The organism is Levilactobacillus bambusae, from assembly GCF_003124125.1.
In the GTDB taxonomy this organism is placed as follows: Bacteria; Bacillota; Bacilli; order Lactobacillales; family Lactobacillaceae; genus Levilactobacillus; species Levilactobacillus bambusae.
Genome location: NZ_QCXQ01000003.1, coordinates 1 through 20951, shown reverse-complemented (window position 1 = coordinate 20951; position 20951 = coordinate 1). Strand labels below are relative to the sequence as shown.

At 45.2% G+C, this 20951-nt stretch carries 17 protein-coding genes; all 17 read left to right on the top strand.

Annotated elements, in window-relative coordinates:
• The first annotated feature begins 206 nt into the window (after positions 1-206).
• Positions 207-1247: a zinc-dependent alcohol dehydrogenase family protein gene (locus DCM90_RS06565; RefSeq protein ID WP_109250573.1), complete on the top strand. Its 1041-nt coding sequence runs from the start codon at positions 207-209 to the stop codon at positions 1245-1247.
• A gap of 549 nt (positions 1248-1796) precedes the next feature.
• Positions 1797-2642 carry a hypothetical protein gene (locus DCM90_RS06560; protein WP_109250572.1) on the top strand — a complete coding sequence of 282 codons (846 nt, stop codon included), beginning with the start codon at positions 1797-1799 and terminating at the stop codon, positions 2640-2642.
• Positions 2643-2655: 13 nt separating this feature from the next.
• The gene (locus DCM90_RS06555; protein WP_109250571.1) at positions 2656-3402 is read left to right on the top strand and encodes a hypothetical protein; all 747 of its coding nucleotides are present in this window, start codon (positions 2656-2658) and stop codon (positions 3400-3402) included.
• Positions 3403-3422: 20 nt separating this feature from the next.
• Positions 3423-4274 carry a hypothetical protein gene (locus DCM90_RS06550; protein WP_109250570.1) on the top strand — a complete coding sequence of 284 codons (852 nt, stop codon included), beginning with the start codon at positions 3423-3425 and terminating at the stop codon, positions 4272-4274.
• An 11-nt stretch (positions 4275-4285) separates the two neighbouring features.
• Positions 4286-5005: a hypothetical protein gene (locus DCM90_RS06545; RefSeq protein WP_109250569.1), complete on the top strand. Its 720-nt coding sequence runs from the start codon at positions 4286-4288 to the stop codon at positions 5003-5005.
• An 11-nt stretch (positions 5006-5016) separates the two neighbouring features.
• On the top strand, positions 5017-5907 hold the full coding sequence (locus tag DCM90_RS06540; RefSeq protein WP_109250568.1) for a hypothetical protein: 891 nt from the start codon (positions 5017-5019) through the stop codon (positions 5905-5907).
• A 2-nt stretch (positions 5908-5909) separates the two neighbouring features.
• Positions 5910-6923, top strand: a complete 1014-nt coding sequence (locus tag DCM90_RS06535; RefSeq protein WP_109250567.1) for a glycosyltransferase — start codon at positions 5910-5912, stop codon at positions 6921-6923.
• 30 nt (positions 6924-6953) lie between these two features.
• Complete coding sequence (gene secA2 / locus DCM90_RS06530) at positions 6954-9323, top strand: accessory Sec system translocase SecA2 (RefSeq protein WP_306419292.1); 2370 nt, start codon at positions 6954-6956, stop codon at positions 9321-9323.
• Between the two features lie 27 nt (positions 9324-9350).
• The gene (locus DCM90_RS06525) at positions 9351-10550 is read left to right on the top strand and encodes an accessory Sec system protein translocase subunit SecY2 (RefSeq protein WP_109250566.1); all 1200 of its coding nucleotides are present in this window, start codon (positions 9351-9353) and stop codon (positions 10548-10550) included.
• 15 nt (positions 10551-10565) lie between these two features.
• Positions 10566-12128, top strand: a complete 1563-nt coding sequence (asp1, locus tag DCM90_RS06520; RefSeq protein ID WP_109250565.1) for an accessory Sec system glycosyltransferase Asp1 — start codon at positions 10566-10568, stop codon at positions 12126-12128.
• Positions 12112-13707, top strand: a complete 1596-nt coding sequence (asp2, locus tag DCM90_RS06515) for an accessory Sec system protein Asp2 (protein WP_109250564.1) — start codon at positions 12112-12114, stop codon at positions 13705-13707. Before asp1 ends, asp2 begins: the two co-directional genes overlap by 17 nt.
• A 12-nt stretch (positions 13708-13719) precedes the next feature.
• Entirely contained in the window at positions 13720-14565 is an 846-nt protein-coding gene (gene asp3, locus DCM90_RS06510; RefSeq protein WP_109250563.1) for an accessory Sec system protein Asp3, read from the top strand.
• On the top strand, positions 14562-16007 hold the full coding sequence (locus DCM90_RS06505; protein ID WP_109250562.1) for a glycosyltransferase: 1446 nt from the start codon (positions 14562-14564) through the stop codon (positions 16005-16007). Before asp3 ends, DCM90_RS06505 begins: the two co-directional genes overlap by 4 nt.
• Entirely contained in the window at positions 15997-16860 is an 864-nt protein-coding gene (locus DCM90_RS06500) for a hypothetical protein (RefSeq protein WP_109250561.1), read from the top strand. The genes DCM90_RS06505 and DCM90_RS06500 overlap by 11 nt, the downstream gene beginning before the upstream one ends.
• An 11-nt stretch (positions 16861-16871) precedes the next feature.
• Positions 16872-17060 (top strand): hypothetical protein, encoded by a 189-nt coding sequence (locus DCM90_RS06495; protein ID WP_109250560.1) that lies wholly within the window; start codon positions 16872-16874, stop codon positions 17058-17060.
• Between the two features lie 29 nt (positions 17061-17089).
• Positions 17090-18013, top strand: coding sequence for a hypothetical protein (locus DCM90_RS06490; RefSeq protein WP_133244325.1), 924 nt, complete (start codon positions 17090-17092; stop codon positions 18011-18013).
• 259 nt (positions 18014-18272) lie between these two features.
• Positions 18273-20951 (top strand): KxYKxGKxW signal peptide domain-containing protein (locus DCM90_RS06485; RefSeq protein WP_165815239.1); only part of this gene is annotated, 2679 nt, incomplete at its 3' end.

Genomic DNA, 20951 nt, shown 5'->3' with positions numbered 1-20951 from the left:
AAAAAATAATCGTTACGGTTAATTGTACAATAACGGGGTCAAATGAACCAGCGGTCTGTGGTTTGAATGGAGATCAGACTGAGGATTAAATTGAAACCCAGTTGGCGTTATTCGGTCGGGTTGCTAACGATTAATTAGGCCAACCTTTACAACTAGACATGACAGACCTACACTGACTGTAAGAATTAGTAAAGGGGATATTAATGATGAAATCAACCGTTTTTGTTAAACCAGGAAAAGTTGAGGTTCAAGATATTGCAATGCCAACCGTTGAGAAACCCGATGACGTGATCTTAAAGGTGATCCGGACTTGTGTTTGCGGGTCTGATCTCTGGGGTTACCGGGGACTGGATAACGTACCGGATAACTCGGAAAATGACGGCCACGAAGCGTTAGGCATTGTGACAGCCACTGGATCAGCAATTACGACGGTCAAACCCGGTGACTTTGTGATTGCCCCATTTACCCACGGCTGCGGACATTGTGCGGCTTGCCGGGCTGGTTTTGACGGGGTTTGTCAGAGCCATTCGGATAACTTTAGCAGCGGGGTTCAAGCGGAATATATTCGGTTCCAACATGGTGAATGGGCGCTAGTCAAGGTGCCCGGTCAACCGGAGGACTATACGGAAGCCATGCTGGATTCATTGCTTACGTTAGCGGATGTGATGGCGACCGGCTATCACGCCGCACGGGTGGCGAACGTGCATGAGGGCAGTACGGTTGCTGTCATTGGTGATGGTGCCGTTGGGTTATGCGCAGTGATTGCGGCCCAGATGCGGGGTGCCAAACGGATTATTGCCATGAGTCGGCACGAAGACCGGCAAAAGCTGGCCGTTGAATTTGGCGCAACTGACATTGTCTCAGAACGTGGTGATGAGGCAATTGCCAAGGTTAAAGAGCTAACCAATGGTTCGGGTGTGGATGCCGTCTTAGAGTGTGTCGGATCCGAACAGTCCAATGCGGAAGCTATGCAGTTAGGCCGGCCAGGCGCTATTATCGGTCGGGTTGGGTTGCCGCACGAACCTAAGATGGATATGACCCCGTCCTTCTACACGAATACGATTATTGCTGGGGGTCCCGCTTCGGTCACGACTTACGATAAGGATATGTTGCTAAAGGCCGTGCTAGAGGGGGATATTCACCCGGGAAGGGTCTTCACTCAAACGTTTAGCTTAGATGAGATTGACCAAGCTTACCAGGCGATGGACCAGCGAAAAGCCATTAAATCTTTAATCATTCCGGATTAATAGCCGGGCGTGGAGCAACAGAATTGTTCTGCTTTTAAAATGAGATACTGAAAACGTCACTTAAAGGCCATGGATCATAAGACCGGACTATAACTAAATAGGATCAATGACTAGATTCAATTAAACTGCATTGAGTCTGGTCATTGGTCCTATTTGGCATGGTCTAAACGGTATATGTGGTATCCATATTTTTATTAAGCTCTCATTGGGACAATTTTAATTAACTGTTCTATACTATGTCATAAAGGTGAACTAATTTTTTGCACTCGTAAAATGGGGCCTGAAAGGTTTTGTTTCCGGGAAAAGTGCATTAAACCGGTTGATTTCGAACGGGTTAAAATGCTATATTTGACTATAAGATAAAATTATATGTTGACTATTTATAGGGGTCTAAATATAATCATATGTTGGTCGGTAATTTTTAAGGAGATTACCCAATTGATTTAGTTAATATAGTCAATTAGTTATTAAGTATAAGTGTGAGAATAATTGGTTGTTCACACGATAATTGTCCCACTAAATGTTAATTAGAATGGAGGAACTTAGCAGATGGATTATGAGATAGTTAATACATTGCGCCCACCGCTACGCAGCTGGCGGGCGCAAAAGGAACGTTTGCAGCGTGAAAACGGGATTCTCATTACCCTTGCACCGGATATTAATACATATCAGAAAAGTCTTAATGAACACGTTAATGTCATTAACATCATTGATCGGTTAACAAAACGAAGTTACGATCCAACCACCTTTTTAGCTGCCAATCAAATACCTTTGAGACGAGGAGTTAAAACGACTAGGGATCAAGAACAACTAGTAATCGTTCGGGGTCGACGGACAATTGGACGGGTTGAATTTTATGAGAACTCAGTGGATCATGTGCACCTAGTTACGTACTTAGATAAGGATGACGAACCGCAATTGGTCGAAGAGTATGCGGAGGACGGTAAGCTGTTCAGCCGGTCAGAGTACTTGAACAATCAGTTGCAGAGCCGGAACTTTTACAATGATGCCGCAGAAATTGTGGTGACGTTTACCTATCGAAACAATACGGTTCATGCTGTAACGGTGGAAGATCCGAATACCCGACAATCGATCATTTCCTACAGTAGTTTGGCTGATTTTATGACGAGTCAGGTTGCTGAAATCGTTCAGCCAGACGACTGGGTGGGTGTCCTTTACATGGATGTGGAACTCTTTGCGTTAGCTAAGACGCTATCTACCAACGTATTGTATATGGAAGAAAATCCCATTAACTTTGATGGCAAGTTCCAAACAACGCTGGCAGCTATATTGACCAATGAAATTCAGTACATTCGGTATGTTGTAGTGGACCACGCTAAGGCAGCCCAGGTGGCAGAAACGGACTTACCAACTGATAAACTAGTGATTAAGTAAAAGGAAGGTCACCATGGAAGAAATTCAACTGGCCCCTAAACGGGTAATCGTTGGTGAATACATTATTGGTCTGACGGATACTCAGCGGAAGCAGAAACAGCAGACGAGTGATGATATTGTACCAGTGACCAAAATTTTGACGGATACGACAGCCCCGGCCCATGTTCCCGTGTATGTCTTGACGGATGGTGATATTGATTACCGGACGCCCGAACTGACGATTGAACATATGGATCTGCCGTCCCAACTGGATGGGTTATCCCTCTATATGTATCGGTGGATTATGGCGTACCGCTTTTTATTTGCACACCCAGAAGTTGAAGAAGCCGTTTTTGTCGACTTGGGGGATGTCCAAATGCTGCGGAGTCCGTTTGGCCAGTTCGAGGATGATACCATTTACTTTGGTGATGAGTTAACGGACATTGATATTGGAATTGTGTTTGATTACAGCGACATGATTCCTAAGCCCGCCTTAACCTTTTTACGGGAAAATAAGACCGTCCAGTTATTGAATCCGGGGGTGATTGCCGGAAAACGGGCAGTTTTGCTTGAATACTTAGGAATTGTAACGAATTATATTACGCAGCAGACCTGGAATAAGCATGAACATTATGGGACGGGAATGCGGGACTTAGAAATGGGCCTCATTAACTACGTCGCCTATAACTACTTTGCAACCCGGCTAAAGCATGGCATGCAAGTGTCCACGGTGTTCTTCTTGAACCGGAAGAATGAAACATCCTGGTTTAAGCATAAATAGGACGGAAGGGGGATCATACCGTGAATCAAGATGAGTTTTTCAGACTGGTGCGGGACCACTGGTGGAAATTTGCGACCCACGGATGGCAAAACTTGACCATGGGCGGTAAAGGTTCCGGAATTTTAGCCATTTCATTTGAAGAGGATGGTCGGTTATCATTTCCATCTAAGATGGGATTTTTACCCGAAATCAGGCGATGGGAATGGGATGTAGAAAGCCAGCAGGGTCGGCTGATAACTCAATCTGGCGCGGTGGATTCGATCATTATGGTACCCGTCTGGAAGGGCCAAAACCTGGTGATGACAATGGTTGGCCGTGATGATACATATGTCAGCTCTGCCGTCATGGAACCGAGTGCGGAAGGTCGGCTGTGGGCCCCTGATGCGTTGCTTAAAAATTCAATTGCGGTAACAGCAATTAAGATTCCCCTTCAAATTGTGGATTCATCGGCCTCGGACCTTGAATTTCAACAGTTAAAACATCAGGCGGTTGCGATGGGGTACGGTCTCAAACAATTGACGACTGATTTTAGCGATGCGCGGTTCTTTCATGAGGCCTACCAGCTCTTGATCGATCACCCGGAATACGACGAGGTGTGTCTATCCACTGCGAATTACCAACAAGATGAACCCTTTTTTGTCCATCGAAATGCTGATTTATTAACGTTTGTGATCGATCCAGATCGGCATAATTACCCTATTGCAATCATTGGTCACCGAAGTTTAGTGATTGATTTTCTCGGGGAGTTTGTCTACCAAGCGGCACTTAATGAAATTGATGATACAGATCGGACTTTAATGGCTATTATTCATGAAATTCAACAGCATTTTACCGGTCGAATGAATGAACAAGTCGGAATGTTAGTAAGGTAAGGGGATTTAACATGAATATGCACTCGATTTTTGAACTTTCACATGCACCCGTGTATTTTGAGGCTCATATGGCAGTTCAAAACGATATCTTCTTGGACTACCAAACCGTTCCGCTTGAACAGACAGATCAGGCAGTGACGGTACGAGAAAACATTGCGGCGTTTGCCTTAGAGGCCTCCCGCAACATGTTGCCGGTATATGTGAAAACAAATTTAAACGGAATTGCTGAATTACCGGGTCTATACGTCCAAAAGGGGCAATTAGTGGAGTCATCGTGGCGTAAATGGGAATGGGCTTATTGGTTTGTTGCCCAGCATCCCGAACTGCAGCACGTTGCCATTGTTGACTCAGGATCGGTCCGCTTAGTCAATGATCCCTTTGAACACCTTGACCCTAATCTCCTTTACGTGGCGGATCAACTTCAGTCAGTTGCAGATTTACCCGTCCAGACCGAATTGCCCGTGGAAATGCAGCAACGGCTGAGACAAATTTTGCAGCAACAGGCTTTATCGTCAGCACTGGTGGTAGGGGACCGGTCAGTGGTGTTTGAATTTTTAAGCCTGGTCATGCAGCTAAAATACCAGACTGATGGAACACTCCCGTTTGATCAAATTGTGTTTAACGACTTGATCCACCGATACTTTGCTGCTCGAACCATTCATGGTCGGTTAGTGTCCACCATCTGGGGATTTAACCAACTAGATTCGTCAGCATGGTTTAAGTGTGATTAGAGGTGAATGAATTGGATAATCAGCAAGTAAGTGAACAATTGGGTGGACATCATTGGCTTTTTAGGCAGAATGACGATCATTTTGTTCGCACAGGGAGCCAAGACGGAATCCTCGCCCTAATTTTTTTAGCATCGGGTGAACTGACGACGGAATCAATGATGTTGGAGCAACCCAAGATGACGAGCTGGCGTTATACGACTGAAAATCAAATTCAGTTGCTGAATTCAGAAAATGAAATCGTTATGCAGTTATCGCTGCCACAAGTCCAAGAACATCGCGTGGTGATGACGGTAAAGGATAGTTCGGATACTTTTTCATATGAACCCGTTATCGATGAGAATTTAAATCAGCGGGTGATTCGGCAACCGGAAGCCACGGATGAATTAGCTGGCCCGGTACTTCTGGATGTGAGTCAGCAGCCGAATGCCCGGCTGGAAAACTTTGCTGAGACGGCCCAGCTAACTTACCGGGCGTTAGATCTGGACTTAACCGTTAAAATTAGTTGGCAAAGCCTCTATACCTTTTTAATCGATCATCCAAATATGACGCAAGTTGTTATCGCTTTGGATGATTATCAAAATCTCTCCTTGCAATTAGATGCAATCGAAAAGAACACCCTCTATGTGGATGATGCACTGAGTATGATTGCTTTAACGGCTGATTCGGATAATTTGGTTCAACAATTAGATTTTAACCTCATGATTGGGTGGCGGCCTATGCTGCTGGAGTGGATTAGTACGTTGTTGGAACTTATCAATACCCGGAAAATTACTAGTCAGCAGCTCAATCAAGTAGCATACCAATATTTTCCTGATCGACTTTACCATGGTCGGCAGGTGACGGAAAAACCGGGAATTATTTCGCCAGAATCCTGGTTAAAAAAAGTTAATGAAGGGATATAAACATGAGAAGATGGGTTGCACGAGTTTTTGAACCAGACACGGTGAATGCACTAGCTAAATCGCGGAATGACTTTGCGGATAACGCACACGAAATGGGATACGAATATCTAAACCTTCAGCGGTACGACAGTAGTACTGAGGATGATGTTGCGATGGATGCCCGAATTGATGGGATGACTAGCGGGATCTATAACGGAGATATATTGGTCTACCAATATCCTACATATAGCGGCACAAGATTTGACTTTGAGTTTGCTCGGCGCTTAAAGGGTCGGGGTGTTCATATTATTATGATGGTCCATGATTTTGAAATTTTACGGTTTGGGGATAAAGGCTACGATGAAATCGGGTATTACAACTCGGCGGACGTAGTGATCGCGGCCAATGCCCCTCAACGGGATAAGATGCGGGAAATGGGGGTTACCAAACCGATTGTCCTTCATCGCTGTTGGGATTATCTCTCGGAAACGCCAGTCCACGAGGAACCTTTGACACGGGACGTGGTGATGGCGGGATCCTTTATCAAATCGGATCTCTTGAGCACGTGGAATCAGGAGATGACCCTGATTGCTTATGGAGAACGGCGGGACTATAACGACGATTCTGAAATTAGTGAAAATGTTGAATACCGAGGAGTTTTTAAGGAGCCGGAAGTGATGCGCCGGTTGCCGAGCTGCTTTGGGTTAGCTTGGGATACTGGTGATATGTATGGTGAGTATACCCGGTATAACAATCCCTATAAGGTCGGAATGTATCTGGCCCGTGGGCTGCCCGTGATTGCATGGCGTGAATCCGCCATTGCTAAGCTGCTCACTGAAAATGGCATTGGGTTTGGAATTAATTCGTTGGATGAAATTAAGCCGTTACTTCAAGGAATTAATGATGATGAGCTCCGGGACTTGCAAAAACGGGTCCAAAATTTTGCTCAGCTGCTTCGGACGGGCTACTTTACGAAGCGGTTATTGTTGGAATCTGAGGCGATTATCCGGACAGGTGGGCTTCACGTCGAAGAATAAGGCGGTTGAAATTATTTGGGAGGCATTTCTGTGACAGTTTTTGATAGTATGAAATTACATAAATACCGGCGGATTGCCAACCGAATTGAAAAATTGGCCCCGAAATATCAAGCGATGTCCGACGAAGACCTGCAGGCTCAAACCCAGTACTTTCGCAATGAAATACAAAAGGGACGCTCCTTAACGGCGCTAATGCCCGAAGCCTTTGCCGCCATTTGCGAAGCCGACTTTCGGGTATTGGGATTGCGGCCCTACTACGAACAAATTTTAGGCGGGATTGTGCTTCATATTGGAAGTATCGCAGAAATGAAGACCGGGGAAGGGAAGACCCTGACGGCAACGATGCCGATGTATTTGAACGGGCTGACTGGTCCCGGCAACTTCTTAATTACCGCTAACGAATACCTAGCGCGGCGGGATGCCGAAGATATCGGCCGCGTGTACGAATGGATGGGATTGACCGTTGCGAGTGGCGTCCCGGAAATGGGACAGGAAAATGCGGAAAGCGAAAAGAAGCGGATTTATGATAGCGACATTGTTTACACGACGAATAGTGCGATTGGGTTTGACTACCTGCTAGACAACTTAGCCGCTTCCCGTGAAAAACAGTACTTACACCAATTTGGGTTTGCGTTAATTGACGAAATTGATGCCATTCTATTAGATATGGCAGCTACACCATTAGTGATTTCTGGCTCCCCCCGAGTGAAATCTGATTTATTTGTTACAACCGATCAATTTGTTAAATTACTGACCAAAAAGGTGGATTATCAACTCAGTGACGATATGCAGAACGTCTGGTACACGGAAGAAGGCTTAAAACATGCTGAACATTACTTCGGGATAGATAACGTGTTGTCCGAGGAGTGGCATGATCTTTACCGGCACTTAGAAATCGCCCTCAAAGCGAACTTTCTGTATCTAAAGGGGCGCGACTATGTGGTATCTGATAAGGAAGTCGTCTTGCTTGATCGTACCAACGGTCGTCTAATGACCGGGACCAAACTCCAATCTGGGATGCACCAAGGGCTGGAAGCCAAGGAAGGGGTTAACGTTTCGGTTGAAACCCGGGCGATGGCTTCCATTACTTATCAAAACCTGTTCCGGATGTTCCATAAATTAAGCGGAATGTCAGGAACCGCTAAGACGGATGCCGCTGAATTTGCGGAAACCTATAACTTAGATACCTTTGTAATTCCAACGCATAAACCAACGATTCGGGATGATTTAAAGGACCAGTTGTTTGTCTCTAACGAGGAAAAAATTGAAGCGTCCGTCGATGTGGTGAAAAAGGCGTATGAAGCTGGTCGGCCCATCTTAATTGAGACGGGGTCCATTACGATGTCTGAACTTTACTCCCGCGTTCTAATTCGGGAGGGGATTCCCCATAACCTGCTGAATGCTGGGAGTGCTGCGAAGGAAGCTCGAATTGTTGCGGAAGCAGGGCAAAAAAAGGTGGTTACTGTAGCAACGTCCATGGCTGGTCGGGGAACCGATATTAAGCTGGGTGAAGGCGTTGAGGAACTGGGCGGACTCTTCATCTTAGGAACGGAACGGATGGAAAGTGCCCGAATTGATAATCAGCTTCGGGGACGGGCAGGCCGTCAAGGTTCGCCAGGGGAAAGTATTTTCTATGTCTCATTAGAAGATGACGTGGTCATTCGACACGCCCCTAAGCGAATTCGGCTTATGTGGCAGCAGCTGCGTCGATCTCAGCGAGATGGCAAACGACCATTAGGGAATCCCTTAACGCAACGGAGCGCCAAACGGATTATCAATTCGGCTCAGAAAAGTGCGGAAAATAGCAAGCGGTCAGGCCGCCGGAATACGTTGGAATACGATGAAATTATGCGGATTCAGCGGAATATGATTTATGACACCCGGAATGAAATTATGGATCAGACGGATCTATCTGAGTTAACCCAAACAACCATCCGGCATGCTATCGATAGTTTTTTCATCGAGCATCCCAAGCCGACACCGGGAGACCTAGTGGATTTTATTGATAATAATGTTGAACAATTGTCAGACCTGCAGCTTGATGCCTCATTACCGGTTCGCGAGTTGAAGCAACAGTTATTTGACAAGGCGTGGAACGATCTGTTGGCCCGACAAGGTGAATTTGAGGAGCATGATCAGTTCCTCTACTTTGTGAAAGTAGCCTTTATCAAGGCCATTGATGCAAGCTGGATTGAACAGGTGGATAATTTGCAGCAATTGAAGACGGTGACGGGCGAACGCTCATCGGCTGGTCATGAACCGTTATATGAATACCAAAAGGAAGCTCGGCAGTCGTTTCGAATCATGCGACAGAATATGTGGGAAACGGTTCTTCGCAATTTGATGTTGTCTAAGTTGTATCGGCAAAAAGACGGCACGGTTAAAATGAATTTCCCATAAAGATTCGGAGGGTGAAATAAGGCGATTATGAAAAATAAAGAACTATTGAAAAAAATTGGTTGGACTATTTTCATCCTGATTGTGATGGAGATTGGTCGTAACATTTATCTGCCGGGCGTTAATATTGATAACGCCATTGCACTTAAAAATAATAACTTCGCCGTTCACTTTCTCTCCGCATCTATCGGTGGACAGCTGACGGTTCCAACCCTCCTATCGTTGGGGTTAGGTCCCTACATGTCAGCTATGATTCTGTGGCAGGCCTTTACCCTGTTAGCGGGGCGGGCATTAGACCGCTTATCAGCCGCCCAAATGGGGTTTGCCCAGAATTGTTTTACCCTCCTTTTTGCGGGGGTGCAGGCGGTGGAGTTGGTCATCTCAATGAAAAGTATGAAGGGGGTTATTCCACCGACCATTTACTCCCGCTACTTTTGGATTTACGTTGTGATTTTAGTGGCGGGTTCCATGTTGTCCTCTTGGTTAGCTAACTGTATTACGGATTTAGGGGTCGGCGGAGCAACCGTGATGATTTTACCGGGATTCGTCCAGAACTTACCGGCATCCCTAGGGAGTATGCCCGGAACATCGGCAAATTACTTTTTAGAGATGCCCCACGTAATTTGGTTTGCTTTAGGAACCTTAATTTTCATTGCATTACTGATATACCTGAACTTAGCGGAATACCGAATTCCCGTTGAACGGACTGGAATTGATACTAAGGTAGCGGATTCTTACATTCCACTCAAATTGTTGCCATCCGGTGCGATGCCATTTATGTTTGCGATGTCGGTCTTTAATATTCCAAAGTACTTCTTTAACGCAGATGATCACCCGATCTTAGCCGATTTGTTCTCATTTAGTACGATTCCGGGGATTGGCATGTACTGTTTAATTGTCATTCTGCTGGGTTACGGATTTAGCTTTCTCTACTTTAATCCGGTGGAAATTGCTAGAAATTTGCAAAAGTCCGGGGACTACATCTATAACATTACGCCTGGAGTGCCAACGGAAAAATACATAACCAGTAAGTTTCTGGGAATGATTTTTATCAATAACAGTTTCTTAGTTTTAGTTGCTGCAACCCCGTTATTAATCGGGTTAGCCTACCCAGTGTATGCCAACTTGGCGTTTTACGTGGGGATGCTCATGATTGTCGTCTTAATTTTCGACAATATTATTCGAGAGTTTTTTGCTTATTACTATAAGAACCAGTATCGATTGTTCTAGAAGGGAGGTCAGCCCATGTTATATCTTGTGCCCGATTGGTCGGCCAATAATCAATTAGAATATGATCCAATTATGAATTATGCCTGGATGCTCACACAGCAGCATGAGCCCTTCCGGCTATTGATTTTACAATCGATTCCGCAGCTGCGGTATTTGTTGCATCAGTATGATCTGACGGAAACACCGTTAGTGAACATGTTTGATGTTATTCAGCAGGTAACTCGTACCGCGGGTTTGCCATATAACGTGGATGATTTAAATTGGCCGGCTGATACTCAAGAAGTGTATACGGCACAAAATGTCCTGCAATTGAAAAACGATCAGATTCAAGCCATTGCCAGTGTGGGAGACTCAGGCCAACTTTCCGTGGTTGAGCATCTAGTTGCTGGTCAGGCTGCTAAAATCGAATTGTTTGATGATCGGGGCTTTAAATCGAACGAAAAAATGGTTGATACCTACGGAAATATTACAGAACAACGATGGTACAACGATAACGGCCGATTATTATATCACGTAGATGAAAAGGGCGAAGTAGACGTTTTAGCGCCCAAAGACCCGGCCGCAAAAACCCACTACGCAAGCTTAGATGATCTCCTGATTGATGCCACGTTGCGCCGGATTGACCCGGAAGATCGGTTTATCATGAGTGACAGTCTAAATTTAAAACCCATCGCCCAAGGGTTAATGAAGGATCATCAAGTGGCTCTCTCCGTGGGACAGGAATTAACGGCTGATTTCTTGGATTTTCCGATCTTAATTGCGCCGTCGGATGCCATCAAGGATCGCTGGATCCGGTTCTCCAAGCGGCAACGAATGTTTGCTCCCGAACTGAATATTGCGCCAATCTCCCCTTATCCGGCTGAGTTAAGCTTTGGGATGAGTAATGACGAGGCTCAAATGATTATTGACTGGCACGTGGGGGACGAAAATAGTGAACGGGTCACGGAAATTGCCGGTTATCTCGCTAACTGGTTGGTCAATAACGAAGATTGGGCGATTCTAGCTGACTTTGATAATTGGGATAAGGTTCACTTTGTAGAAGACGTATTAAAGGGGATTGCGAAATCGGTATTTCATATTGATCCAGATTCTAAGGAGGCCCGCCAATTACAGGACTTTTTGGAGCGTCAGCGGCTTCACCGAATCTACAAAGCGGATATGCTGATGTATGCTCACCTTCGAACCCTGCCTAATTGGGATCAGCTAAATGGTTATGCTCAATTATTTGAGCGATTTAATTGGGTGGTGGGGCCGAGTCAGAGCGACTACGTTAAGAACTTGCATGCGGCCCGTATTTTACTCGATTTGAGTGCCAAAACGAATTTGTTTTTACAGGTGGAAGCAATTAGTGTGGGGATTCCTCAAATTGTTCAACATGGAAATGGCTATGTTGTAAAGCAAAATGGGGCCATCAGAGAGTCACCGGCGGACTTAAAGCCCGTTCTTGATCGGTTTTTAAATCACCTTAACGACTGGAATATCAGCTTAATTGCTAACGTCCGGTTAACGAACGAAAACTTGGTGGAGGATCAAGTAGCGAAATTAAAGGAGGTATGGACGTATGGCGATCATCACTAGTGTGGTACAAATGGGTGGAGCAAAGCTAGATTTAGCGCCCTATTTAGATCCCGATCTCTTTACGTATGACTATATTACCTTCGCTGATGCAGATCATCCGACGTATGAAGAGGCTCAACTCGATCCCTTAACGCAGGAGTACAACACGCTGGAGGCCTTTCCGGACGGACAAATCTATCCTAGGTTGACGTTTGCGGTCTGCTTTGTCCCAAAGGATTCTGAACTTTGGATGGATGCCAACATGTTAGATCAGCTTCCGGCCCATACCTTGATTTACCAGTCGCCCCTAGCCGGCGACTTGAATGATGACCAACTGAAAATTTTTGAGTTGAAGGGCGCTCATTTAGTGGCACCCGATATTACCCCAGCTGAGCTCGGCAAGTTAATTAATGACAATTTTTTGGGTGGTCAGTATGGGGATCATTTAGCTCTGAATAGCGTCAAAATCAACCCCAGATTTAAGGGGGACTTTCACCAAGATGGCCACCATTCATTAGAATTTGACGGTAATTACGGCACCGAGTTGACCCAGTTAGTGGAGTGGAAGGAAACTTTTGCAACCCATGACCAGCGGACCCAAAAATTTTACCCCGAAATTGCAACGTCAGACGGTGTCGAAGTCGAATTTCAAGTGACACTAGTGCCGTTATCGGGACCTAGTGAAACCCATACGTTTCGGCGGGATGATCCGGATGACTTATTGACGTTTGCGAGTCCAAAAGAGGATAGCTTTATTTACCTGACAATGTTAGCGAAGGGAACGGGACACATCTCCCTAGGATCCGTCCATTTTCGTATGGACCGGGGCCCATATGGTGAGTTTTTTGTTGGTGGGGAAACTCACGCTGATCCAACCCATCGGGGGGAAGAATTTGTGACCTACTTCAATCCCGGGGACATGAAGCCGCCGCTAAATGTCTACTTCGCTGGGTACCGGCAGGAGGGGTTTGAGGGCTTCTTCATGATGAATAGCTTCAAATCACCCTACCTGCTTTTTGATGATCCCCGTCTTGAGGGTGGCGAGTTTTACTTAGGGTCAGAGGAATATGAAAAGGCAATTATTACAGTCATTCAGGATACTTTAGACAAGCTGGGGTTTGCGCCTGACGATCTGATTATGTCCGGTACGTCTTTAGGCGCATTTACTGCGTTATATTATGGTGCCCGACTTAATCCCCGGGCCATTATTGTCTCTAAGCCCCTAACTAATATCGGCTCGATTGCGCGCAACGAACGGGTTAAACGGCCGGTTCGAGAGTTCGCAACGTCACTCGATATGATGATTAGCTTAGGCAGGACCAATACGGTCGCTGGGGTAGATAATTTGAATGACCGGTTTTGGTCCGTCTTTAACCAGGGTCACTTTGAAAACACCATCTTTGCCGTGGGCTACATGATGCAGGACGATTACGACGGTGAGGCCTTTAGTCAGCTGCAAGCAAACCTGCGAGGCCGGTACCCTGGCGTTCGGCTTTTGCATAAGGGATTTATCGGGAGGCAGACCGATCAGGCTGGCGATGTGAACCAGTATTTCCGGGCTTGCTACCGGTTGATCTTAAAGCAGGAATTTGGACGATAGGAGGAAGTTAGCATGCACGATTTAGTTATCTTAACCTGGCCGCGGGAATTAAATATGACCAATAACTTTGGGGCCATTGTTGACTACCGGCTATCGGGCCAGGTTGATTATTCGGCTCCGATGCTACCGCCAGGGCTAGCCCTCCATAGTTGGGAATCGAAGCCCTTCTTTCCGGCAAACCGACAGTCGCCCAGCCTGCCTATCTTACGGCATAACCAACAGTATCATTTTCAATTTATCGGCTCAGTCACGCCGCATGATGGTATTTACTTTCAGATTACCTACACGGATCATCTGGGGGACAGAGAAAGCGTGGATACGTTCAAGGGAGTAGAAGGTAACTTTACGTTGCCTAAGAAGGCAGCCGACTACACCATTGGATTAATGAATATTGATCATGAAAAATTAGTCTTTCAAGGATTAGTGATTAATGCCGTTGAGCCTGCCAATGACGTGGATTTTTTCTGCAATATGGCACAACGAATTTACTTAGTTGCGCCAAAGAAAATTAATCGATCGGGGTACCAGATTATCTTTCAAAAGCAGCAGCGCAACGGGGTTATGCTGGCCATGAAGGTGAAGGTTCCAACATATTATATAACCGTGGATGACTACTTAGATGATTCAACTAGCCTCTACCAAAAGGTTTCGTTAGTGATTGGGGATATTCGCAAGCGGCTGCCTGGTCGGCCAATCCAGGAACTGCTCCAACAGGTTGAGATGAGTCATCTCCCCGTTGAAGTAAGTCCAACTACCCTTCAACAGAGATTAATTGAGGATAATCCAAAATCCCGGCAGAACTTACTAAAACCCGTGTCGCTGCAGACGATAGACCAAGAAGGAGTGAGTGAAGAATGAATTTTTTTGTTAACCGAACTATGGGGATTGGCAATTCAGGTGTGGAACATGCCGAATTTTATCGTGCTAAACTCTTTGACGCTAAAAAAATCCCGTATAAGTATGTCTTTGTTGAAATGACAAAGAATTTGCATGAAGCAATGGATCACTGGAATATTCGGCCAGAACAGGTTATTAATATGTGGGAGTATTTTGTTTTTGGTGAATCATACTTAGATGATGGTGCTCCCCAAATTATGAAGGCTAAGGAAGAGGTCATTCTTGATTCAACTAATACTCAGCACCGGGTTGACAATGTCACTTCATCTGGAATCCGAATTGAACGGCATATGGTAAAGTACCCGAATGACGAGCCCGGTAAGGATAATCTTTTGGTTAGCATTTCTCGGGTCCAAGTCTTTAACGCCCAAACGGATGAAATGAAAGTCGAATACGAATATACCTTAGATCCCCGGCGTGGTCGAATTTTACATAATGTTCACCTGTATAACTTTGATGAATCTGGGGATCAATTATTCTTTCCCAACGAAGTGCAGCTGCAACGATTCTTCTTTCAACGGTTAGTGGCCCACTTTGGGACACCGGCGAACTTCATGCTTGACCGAGGTGAAGAATCTGAGGCCGCTTTGCTATATCACAAGCCTAAGGGGGTTCATGTGATGGAAGTCATCCATGCTGATCATTTATCAGATCGGAAAATTCCAACGGATCCCTTATGGAATAACCACTACGAATACTCGTTGACCCACTTAGATGAAATTGACCGGTTAGTGGTAGCCACAGAAATGCAGCGCCAAGACTTATTGAAGGATTTTCCTGAAAGTGATCAGAAAATTACCGCAATTCCAGTGGGCGGGGTCCGAAATCAGGATGTTACCGGTGGAAAAGAAAAGAAGTTAGAGGGTGCCTTCAAGCTGGTCACGGTATCCCGGTTAGCCGATGAGAAACACATTGATATTGCTATTAAGGCGGTTGCAGAGGCTAAGAAGTCCATTGATGTTTCACTTGATATCTACGGCCAGGGCAGCCAATTAGGCAAGCTCACCCAAACGATTAAGGATTTAGATGCCGAAGATTACATTCACTTAATGGGGCACACCAACCATCCAAACGAAATTTACCCGCAGTACGATGCCTTTATTTCAGCGTCATTCTCAGAAGGATTCGGTCTAACTTACATCGAAGCGTTAAATGCCGACCTGCCTGTAATTACTTTTGACGCTCGATTTGGGGCACTTGAGTTAATTCACGAGGATGAAAATGGGGTTCTAGTCGACTTTAAGCGGGACGACCAAGATTACGATGTTGCCGAGTTAGCCAAGGGGATCATTAAAGCCCACGACAACTATACGGAACTTCAAAAGCATACGCGTCAGTCAACCGCAAATTACCAAGATCATGTCATTGCTGATAAATGGGAGGCGCTGATCAATGGACTATGAGTTAGTACGTTTAATTCAACCAGATACTGATAATTGGAAGCACCAGCAAGAACGGCTGCAAAAGCCTAAGACCCGGGTTCTGTCATTAGCACCGACCCCTAACTTTTCTGGTCTGCTTCAAAGTCAACACGTAAAGGGCATTAACGTGATTGATGTGGTCACTAAGCGGACGTACGATCCCGATACCACATTATTTTTCAACCGCATTCCAACGGTAAAAGGGTCTGAGATTTTCATGAATGGCGATCGGTCGATCTCAATTATTAAGGACGGTGTTGAGATCGGTACCGTTCAGCTTTACGGGGGAACCCGGCGGCACGTGAAGAGCGTAACCTATTATAATCCGGATAAAACCCGGGACTTTATTGAGGAATACGCTACGGATGGCAATCTATTCTCACGAATTTGGTACAGTCGGGATAAAGCAGAACGAATTGATTTTATGAATAACAGCGGTAAACCCGTGCTTCGGTTCTACTTTTACGAGGGACTCATTAATCTGGTCACTGTGGAAAGCCCTGTTACCCACCGGGTTTTAAACCGGTACGACACTTTGAATGATTTTTACATTGATCAGGTCGCAAAGATTGTTAAAAAGACGGATAACGTTAATATTTCTTACTTGGGAGTTGAACTAACGGCACTGCAGCAAGCCGCTTCAACGAACTCCTATTACTTGGATGAGAGCCCGCTAGACGATAATAACCAGGTGAAGGGGTACCTACTAAACATCTTAACGGATGAGAATAAAACGATTAGTAAAGTCTATATGGACGAAGGAGCTTATAATCAACTGGCCTTCCAAAACATTCCGCTAGATAAGGCCGAAGTATTGGATAGCCAGACCGACTAGAAGGCGATGAAATGAGCGGAAAAAAAGACTTAGATAAAGATATCGAAAAACGCTTTAAAAAAGAAGAAGACAAATTGTTTATGCCGCAGGAAGAGGAAAATCCCTATAAGCATATTCAAATGACCGTTTCGATTGTGATGGCACTCGTCGTGCTGGCAGGATTTATCTTTGGTCTAATGTCCGTAATGGGATGGGGGTAGTTAATGTGATCAGTCTTGGGGTTAATCGGATGATAGCTGAATTTTATGCATCGGAGAACTTCCCGATGACGGTGACATTTGCTGTCGGGATTGATAGAGAACGACTAGATAACGTCCGAAAAGCCAAAAACATTCCGGTCCGGGTCATTGAAGAACAGATTCAGCTTAGTAAAACCCGGTATTACCGCTGGCTAAACTATGAGATTGACCTGCCAGCTGAGTACGTCTTCGGGATGAAGAAGATGTTCGGTATCTCTAATGATGAATTCTGGGACTTTCTTGAACCCGGCACCAGTGAACCCATCCAAGCATTAAGCTTATTGGATTACTGGGAGGGGAAGGGAAAACTCTCCGATCACAAGCGGCAACTAGATCACGAACTCCAAAAACATGATGAGACTGAGGGCAAGGCTAATCCATACCGTAACGTCCGGTTGCTGTATCAGCTCTACCAAAAAAGACATCTCCATCAAGATTACAGTGTTGAGTTAAGCCGATTGACGGATGAAGAAAATGAGATTCAGAATCTGACGCTTTTTGACGTAATTTTGACCGTCATTTTACTTCAGATCCATACGGAACTAAGCGACCTCAGCCTTTTTCCGGATACTTCTGACTTAGAACTATGGTTGATTCGTCATGTGGTCACTGAGAAGCACAGTATGCGGGAAGCCCTCATCGGATTTACCATTGACCTTGCCTATACCCTGGAGGCTAACCGGCGCACACGACGGGCAGTCCACTTATTAGGCAGTCTTATGAGTGTGCTAGCAGAAGCTCATTATTTAACAACCTATACGAATCAAATTATTGACACCCTGTTAGCCAGCTTTCACGCTGAGAATGGCGAGGAGTCTGACCGCGTCCGGCAAAATTTGTGGGGTTATATTGAACGGTATCAAGATGTGATTCCCGAGGGTGAGACTGCCTATTGGCAAACTCAATTAAGCTAATATTCAACTGAATGATTCAAATTAAATAACCGACTGTCCCGCATTTAGGACAGTCGGTTATTCGTGTCTTAATGCCGGTACAATTTTAAAATCTTCGATAAAACACACTATGAACAATACATTGGATGAGGTAACCTAGTATAGGTTGAAGTAGCACAATCACGATGATTTAAGCTGCTTTTAATTAAAGTTTACACTGATGATTAAGGGTTTAAACTTTAATGACCATAAAAGATTTCATAAGGAGGATTTTAAGACATTGGGACATAAGAATATACGTCATTACCGGAGTCTTTTCCGTAATAATGCCCAAGAGCATTATAAAATGTATAAAGACGGGAAAAATTGGGTATATGCCGGAATTGCGATGTTTGGGGGCTTAATGGGGGCTCTGGGCGGAGTAACGACTTCAGCGAAAGCCGCTTCGTCTACCACATCCTCAAATTCATCGTCAGATGCTTCAAACGCTAGTAAAGAGGTCACCAGTAAAGTACTGGCGAACCAGCAGTCCACTAGTATTCCAGCTACATCAACCACCGACAGTTCAGCAAGTACTAAGAGTACTGCTTCGTCTACTACGAGTTCATCCGCTAGTTCGACGAGTAAGTCCTCGGCACTTAAGACCTCGGCCTCATCTGCTTCGTCTGATTCAACTAAGACTAGCAAGGCGAAAGCCACGAGTTCAGCCGCAACCTCGAGTTCGGCTTCTTCATCAAGCAGCTCCAGTGCAAAATCAGCCAGCAGCTCAGCAAAGTCTTCTAGCAGTTCATCGAAGACTAGCAGCGGTGCCGCAAAGTCTTCGGCAAGCAAGACCTCTAGCAGTTCAGCTAAGTCCAGTGCTGCTAAATCTAGCTCAACCCAGACAAGCAGCTCTAGTGCTAGCTCAGCTCTGAAGTCTTCGGCTACCAGCCAAAGTTCAAGTTCTAACAAGAACCCGCAGAGTGATTTATCATCTTACTTAAACTCCGGGGAATCCGCAGGAGTTAACGGAAATGCCTTAACCGTTAGCCGGGATGATTCGACATCGCCACGGACTTCACTGATTAATGCGATTTCTAGTTACGGGACGGACAACGGTGTGGTCGCTAAGTTCACGAACGACAAGTCCAGTGCTGCTAGCGACGCTGACTCTGCTCAAGCAGCTGACAACGCAACAAGCGCTATTAGTGCGAGTTCAGATGCTACAAAGACGGCTACTACTTCAAGTGCTAGCTCTAAAGCAGCTAGCAGTGCCGCATCAAGCACCTCGAATGCCAGCTCAAGTGCTGAAAGTAGTGCGACGACATCATCGAGTGCCAGCTCAAGCGCTGAAAGCAACGCGACGAACTCTTCCAGCGCCAGCTCAAGTGCTGAAAGTAACGCTACGACGTCTTCGAGTGCCAGCTCAAGTGCTGAAAGCAGCGCTGCAACACCATCTAGTTCTAGTTCAGCTACCAGCAGCAGTGCTGTAAAGCCAGGCTCAAGCAGTAGTGATTCCTCAGCTGCTTCGAAGCCAAAGTCAGATGCTAAGTCCTCATCAGCTACTGACCAAACGGCTAAGAAGACAACCAGTAAGAGTAAAACTAAGAGTAAGGCTAAGGCTGCTGGTGGATCAGTTACGGTTACTGCTAATGTGAGCGATGGGACGCAGTTTACCTACACGGTTAATGGTGGAAAGGCCCAAAATGGGACTTATGGTCAAGCAATCACCGGCTTAAATGTGGGTGATCGGTTAACCGTTATTCCATCAAAGGATACTGCAAATAAAAATATTAATTCTGCGCCAGCTGCTCAGACTGTTGTTGTGGGTAGTGATAACCAAACGGTGAACGCTTGGTATACCTCCAACGATCCGGCCATTGATAAAACGGGATGGTCGCAGGTCGAAAATGGTGGCCTAGGTTATCTGTATGTCAATAATAGCACTGGAAAAATTAACTCTAACAGTACTATTAAAGTTGTATGGAACGCTCCTTATAGTGATCCCAATACTTATGTCCGATATTTCTTATCGTACACCAGTAACGGTAGTACCTTTACCATGTTAGCTTCTGATCTTAATAAATCGACGTTAACGTTTAAAGGTTCTGACTTCTTTAAATTTGCGGATACTATTAATAAAAATAGTATCAATGGGTATATATATATTACCCCAAGCAAGTCTAATACATTTAATCCATCGAGTTTGGGGTCTTCTCTTGGAATTAAAATGTCAGATCTGATTAGCGACTCCCAAATTAACGTACACTACGTTGACGTTCAAAACGATTGGGATGGCACCTTTGATCCTGATGACTATGCCAACGCTCCAGAGTTAACAGGGGACAACTTTACAACTTCTGGTAATGCTAGCGATACACTTACCATTCCAGGAATTCCCGAGTATTACATTCAAGTCGGGGGGCAGGGCGCAACCGTCTTTGTCGATGGTGAAACAGGGGATTACTATATTTACTTGATCCATGATATTGAAACAGTCCATATTGATACCACGGAAACCATTACTTATACGGATGAAAATGGTAATGAGGTTTCTAAAACCGTTACAAATGGGACAACTTGGACGGGTCAAGTTGATTTAACCACTGGTGATCACACAACGACTGGATCGGATCTTGCAGCCGCAGGCCTAGTTGCAGAAGATGGAACAACCACAACAGGAGTATACACAGCTGATACGCCATATCCAGAGGTAACTTCACCTGATGTACCGGGTTATGTATTGGTTGACCCAAGTCAAAAGGTAATTGCTGAAGGAGACTCGACTTCAACAACTGTCCCAACTGATAAGAATATTAATGTTAAGTATGAGAAGGATCCAAACTCAAGTAGTGAGTCAGGCAGCGATTCAACTAGTCAAAGTCAATCTGATTCTGACTCAACAAGTCAAAGTCAATCCGATTCGCAATCAACTAGTCAAAGTCAATCCGATTCTGACTCAACAAGTCAGAGTCAATCC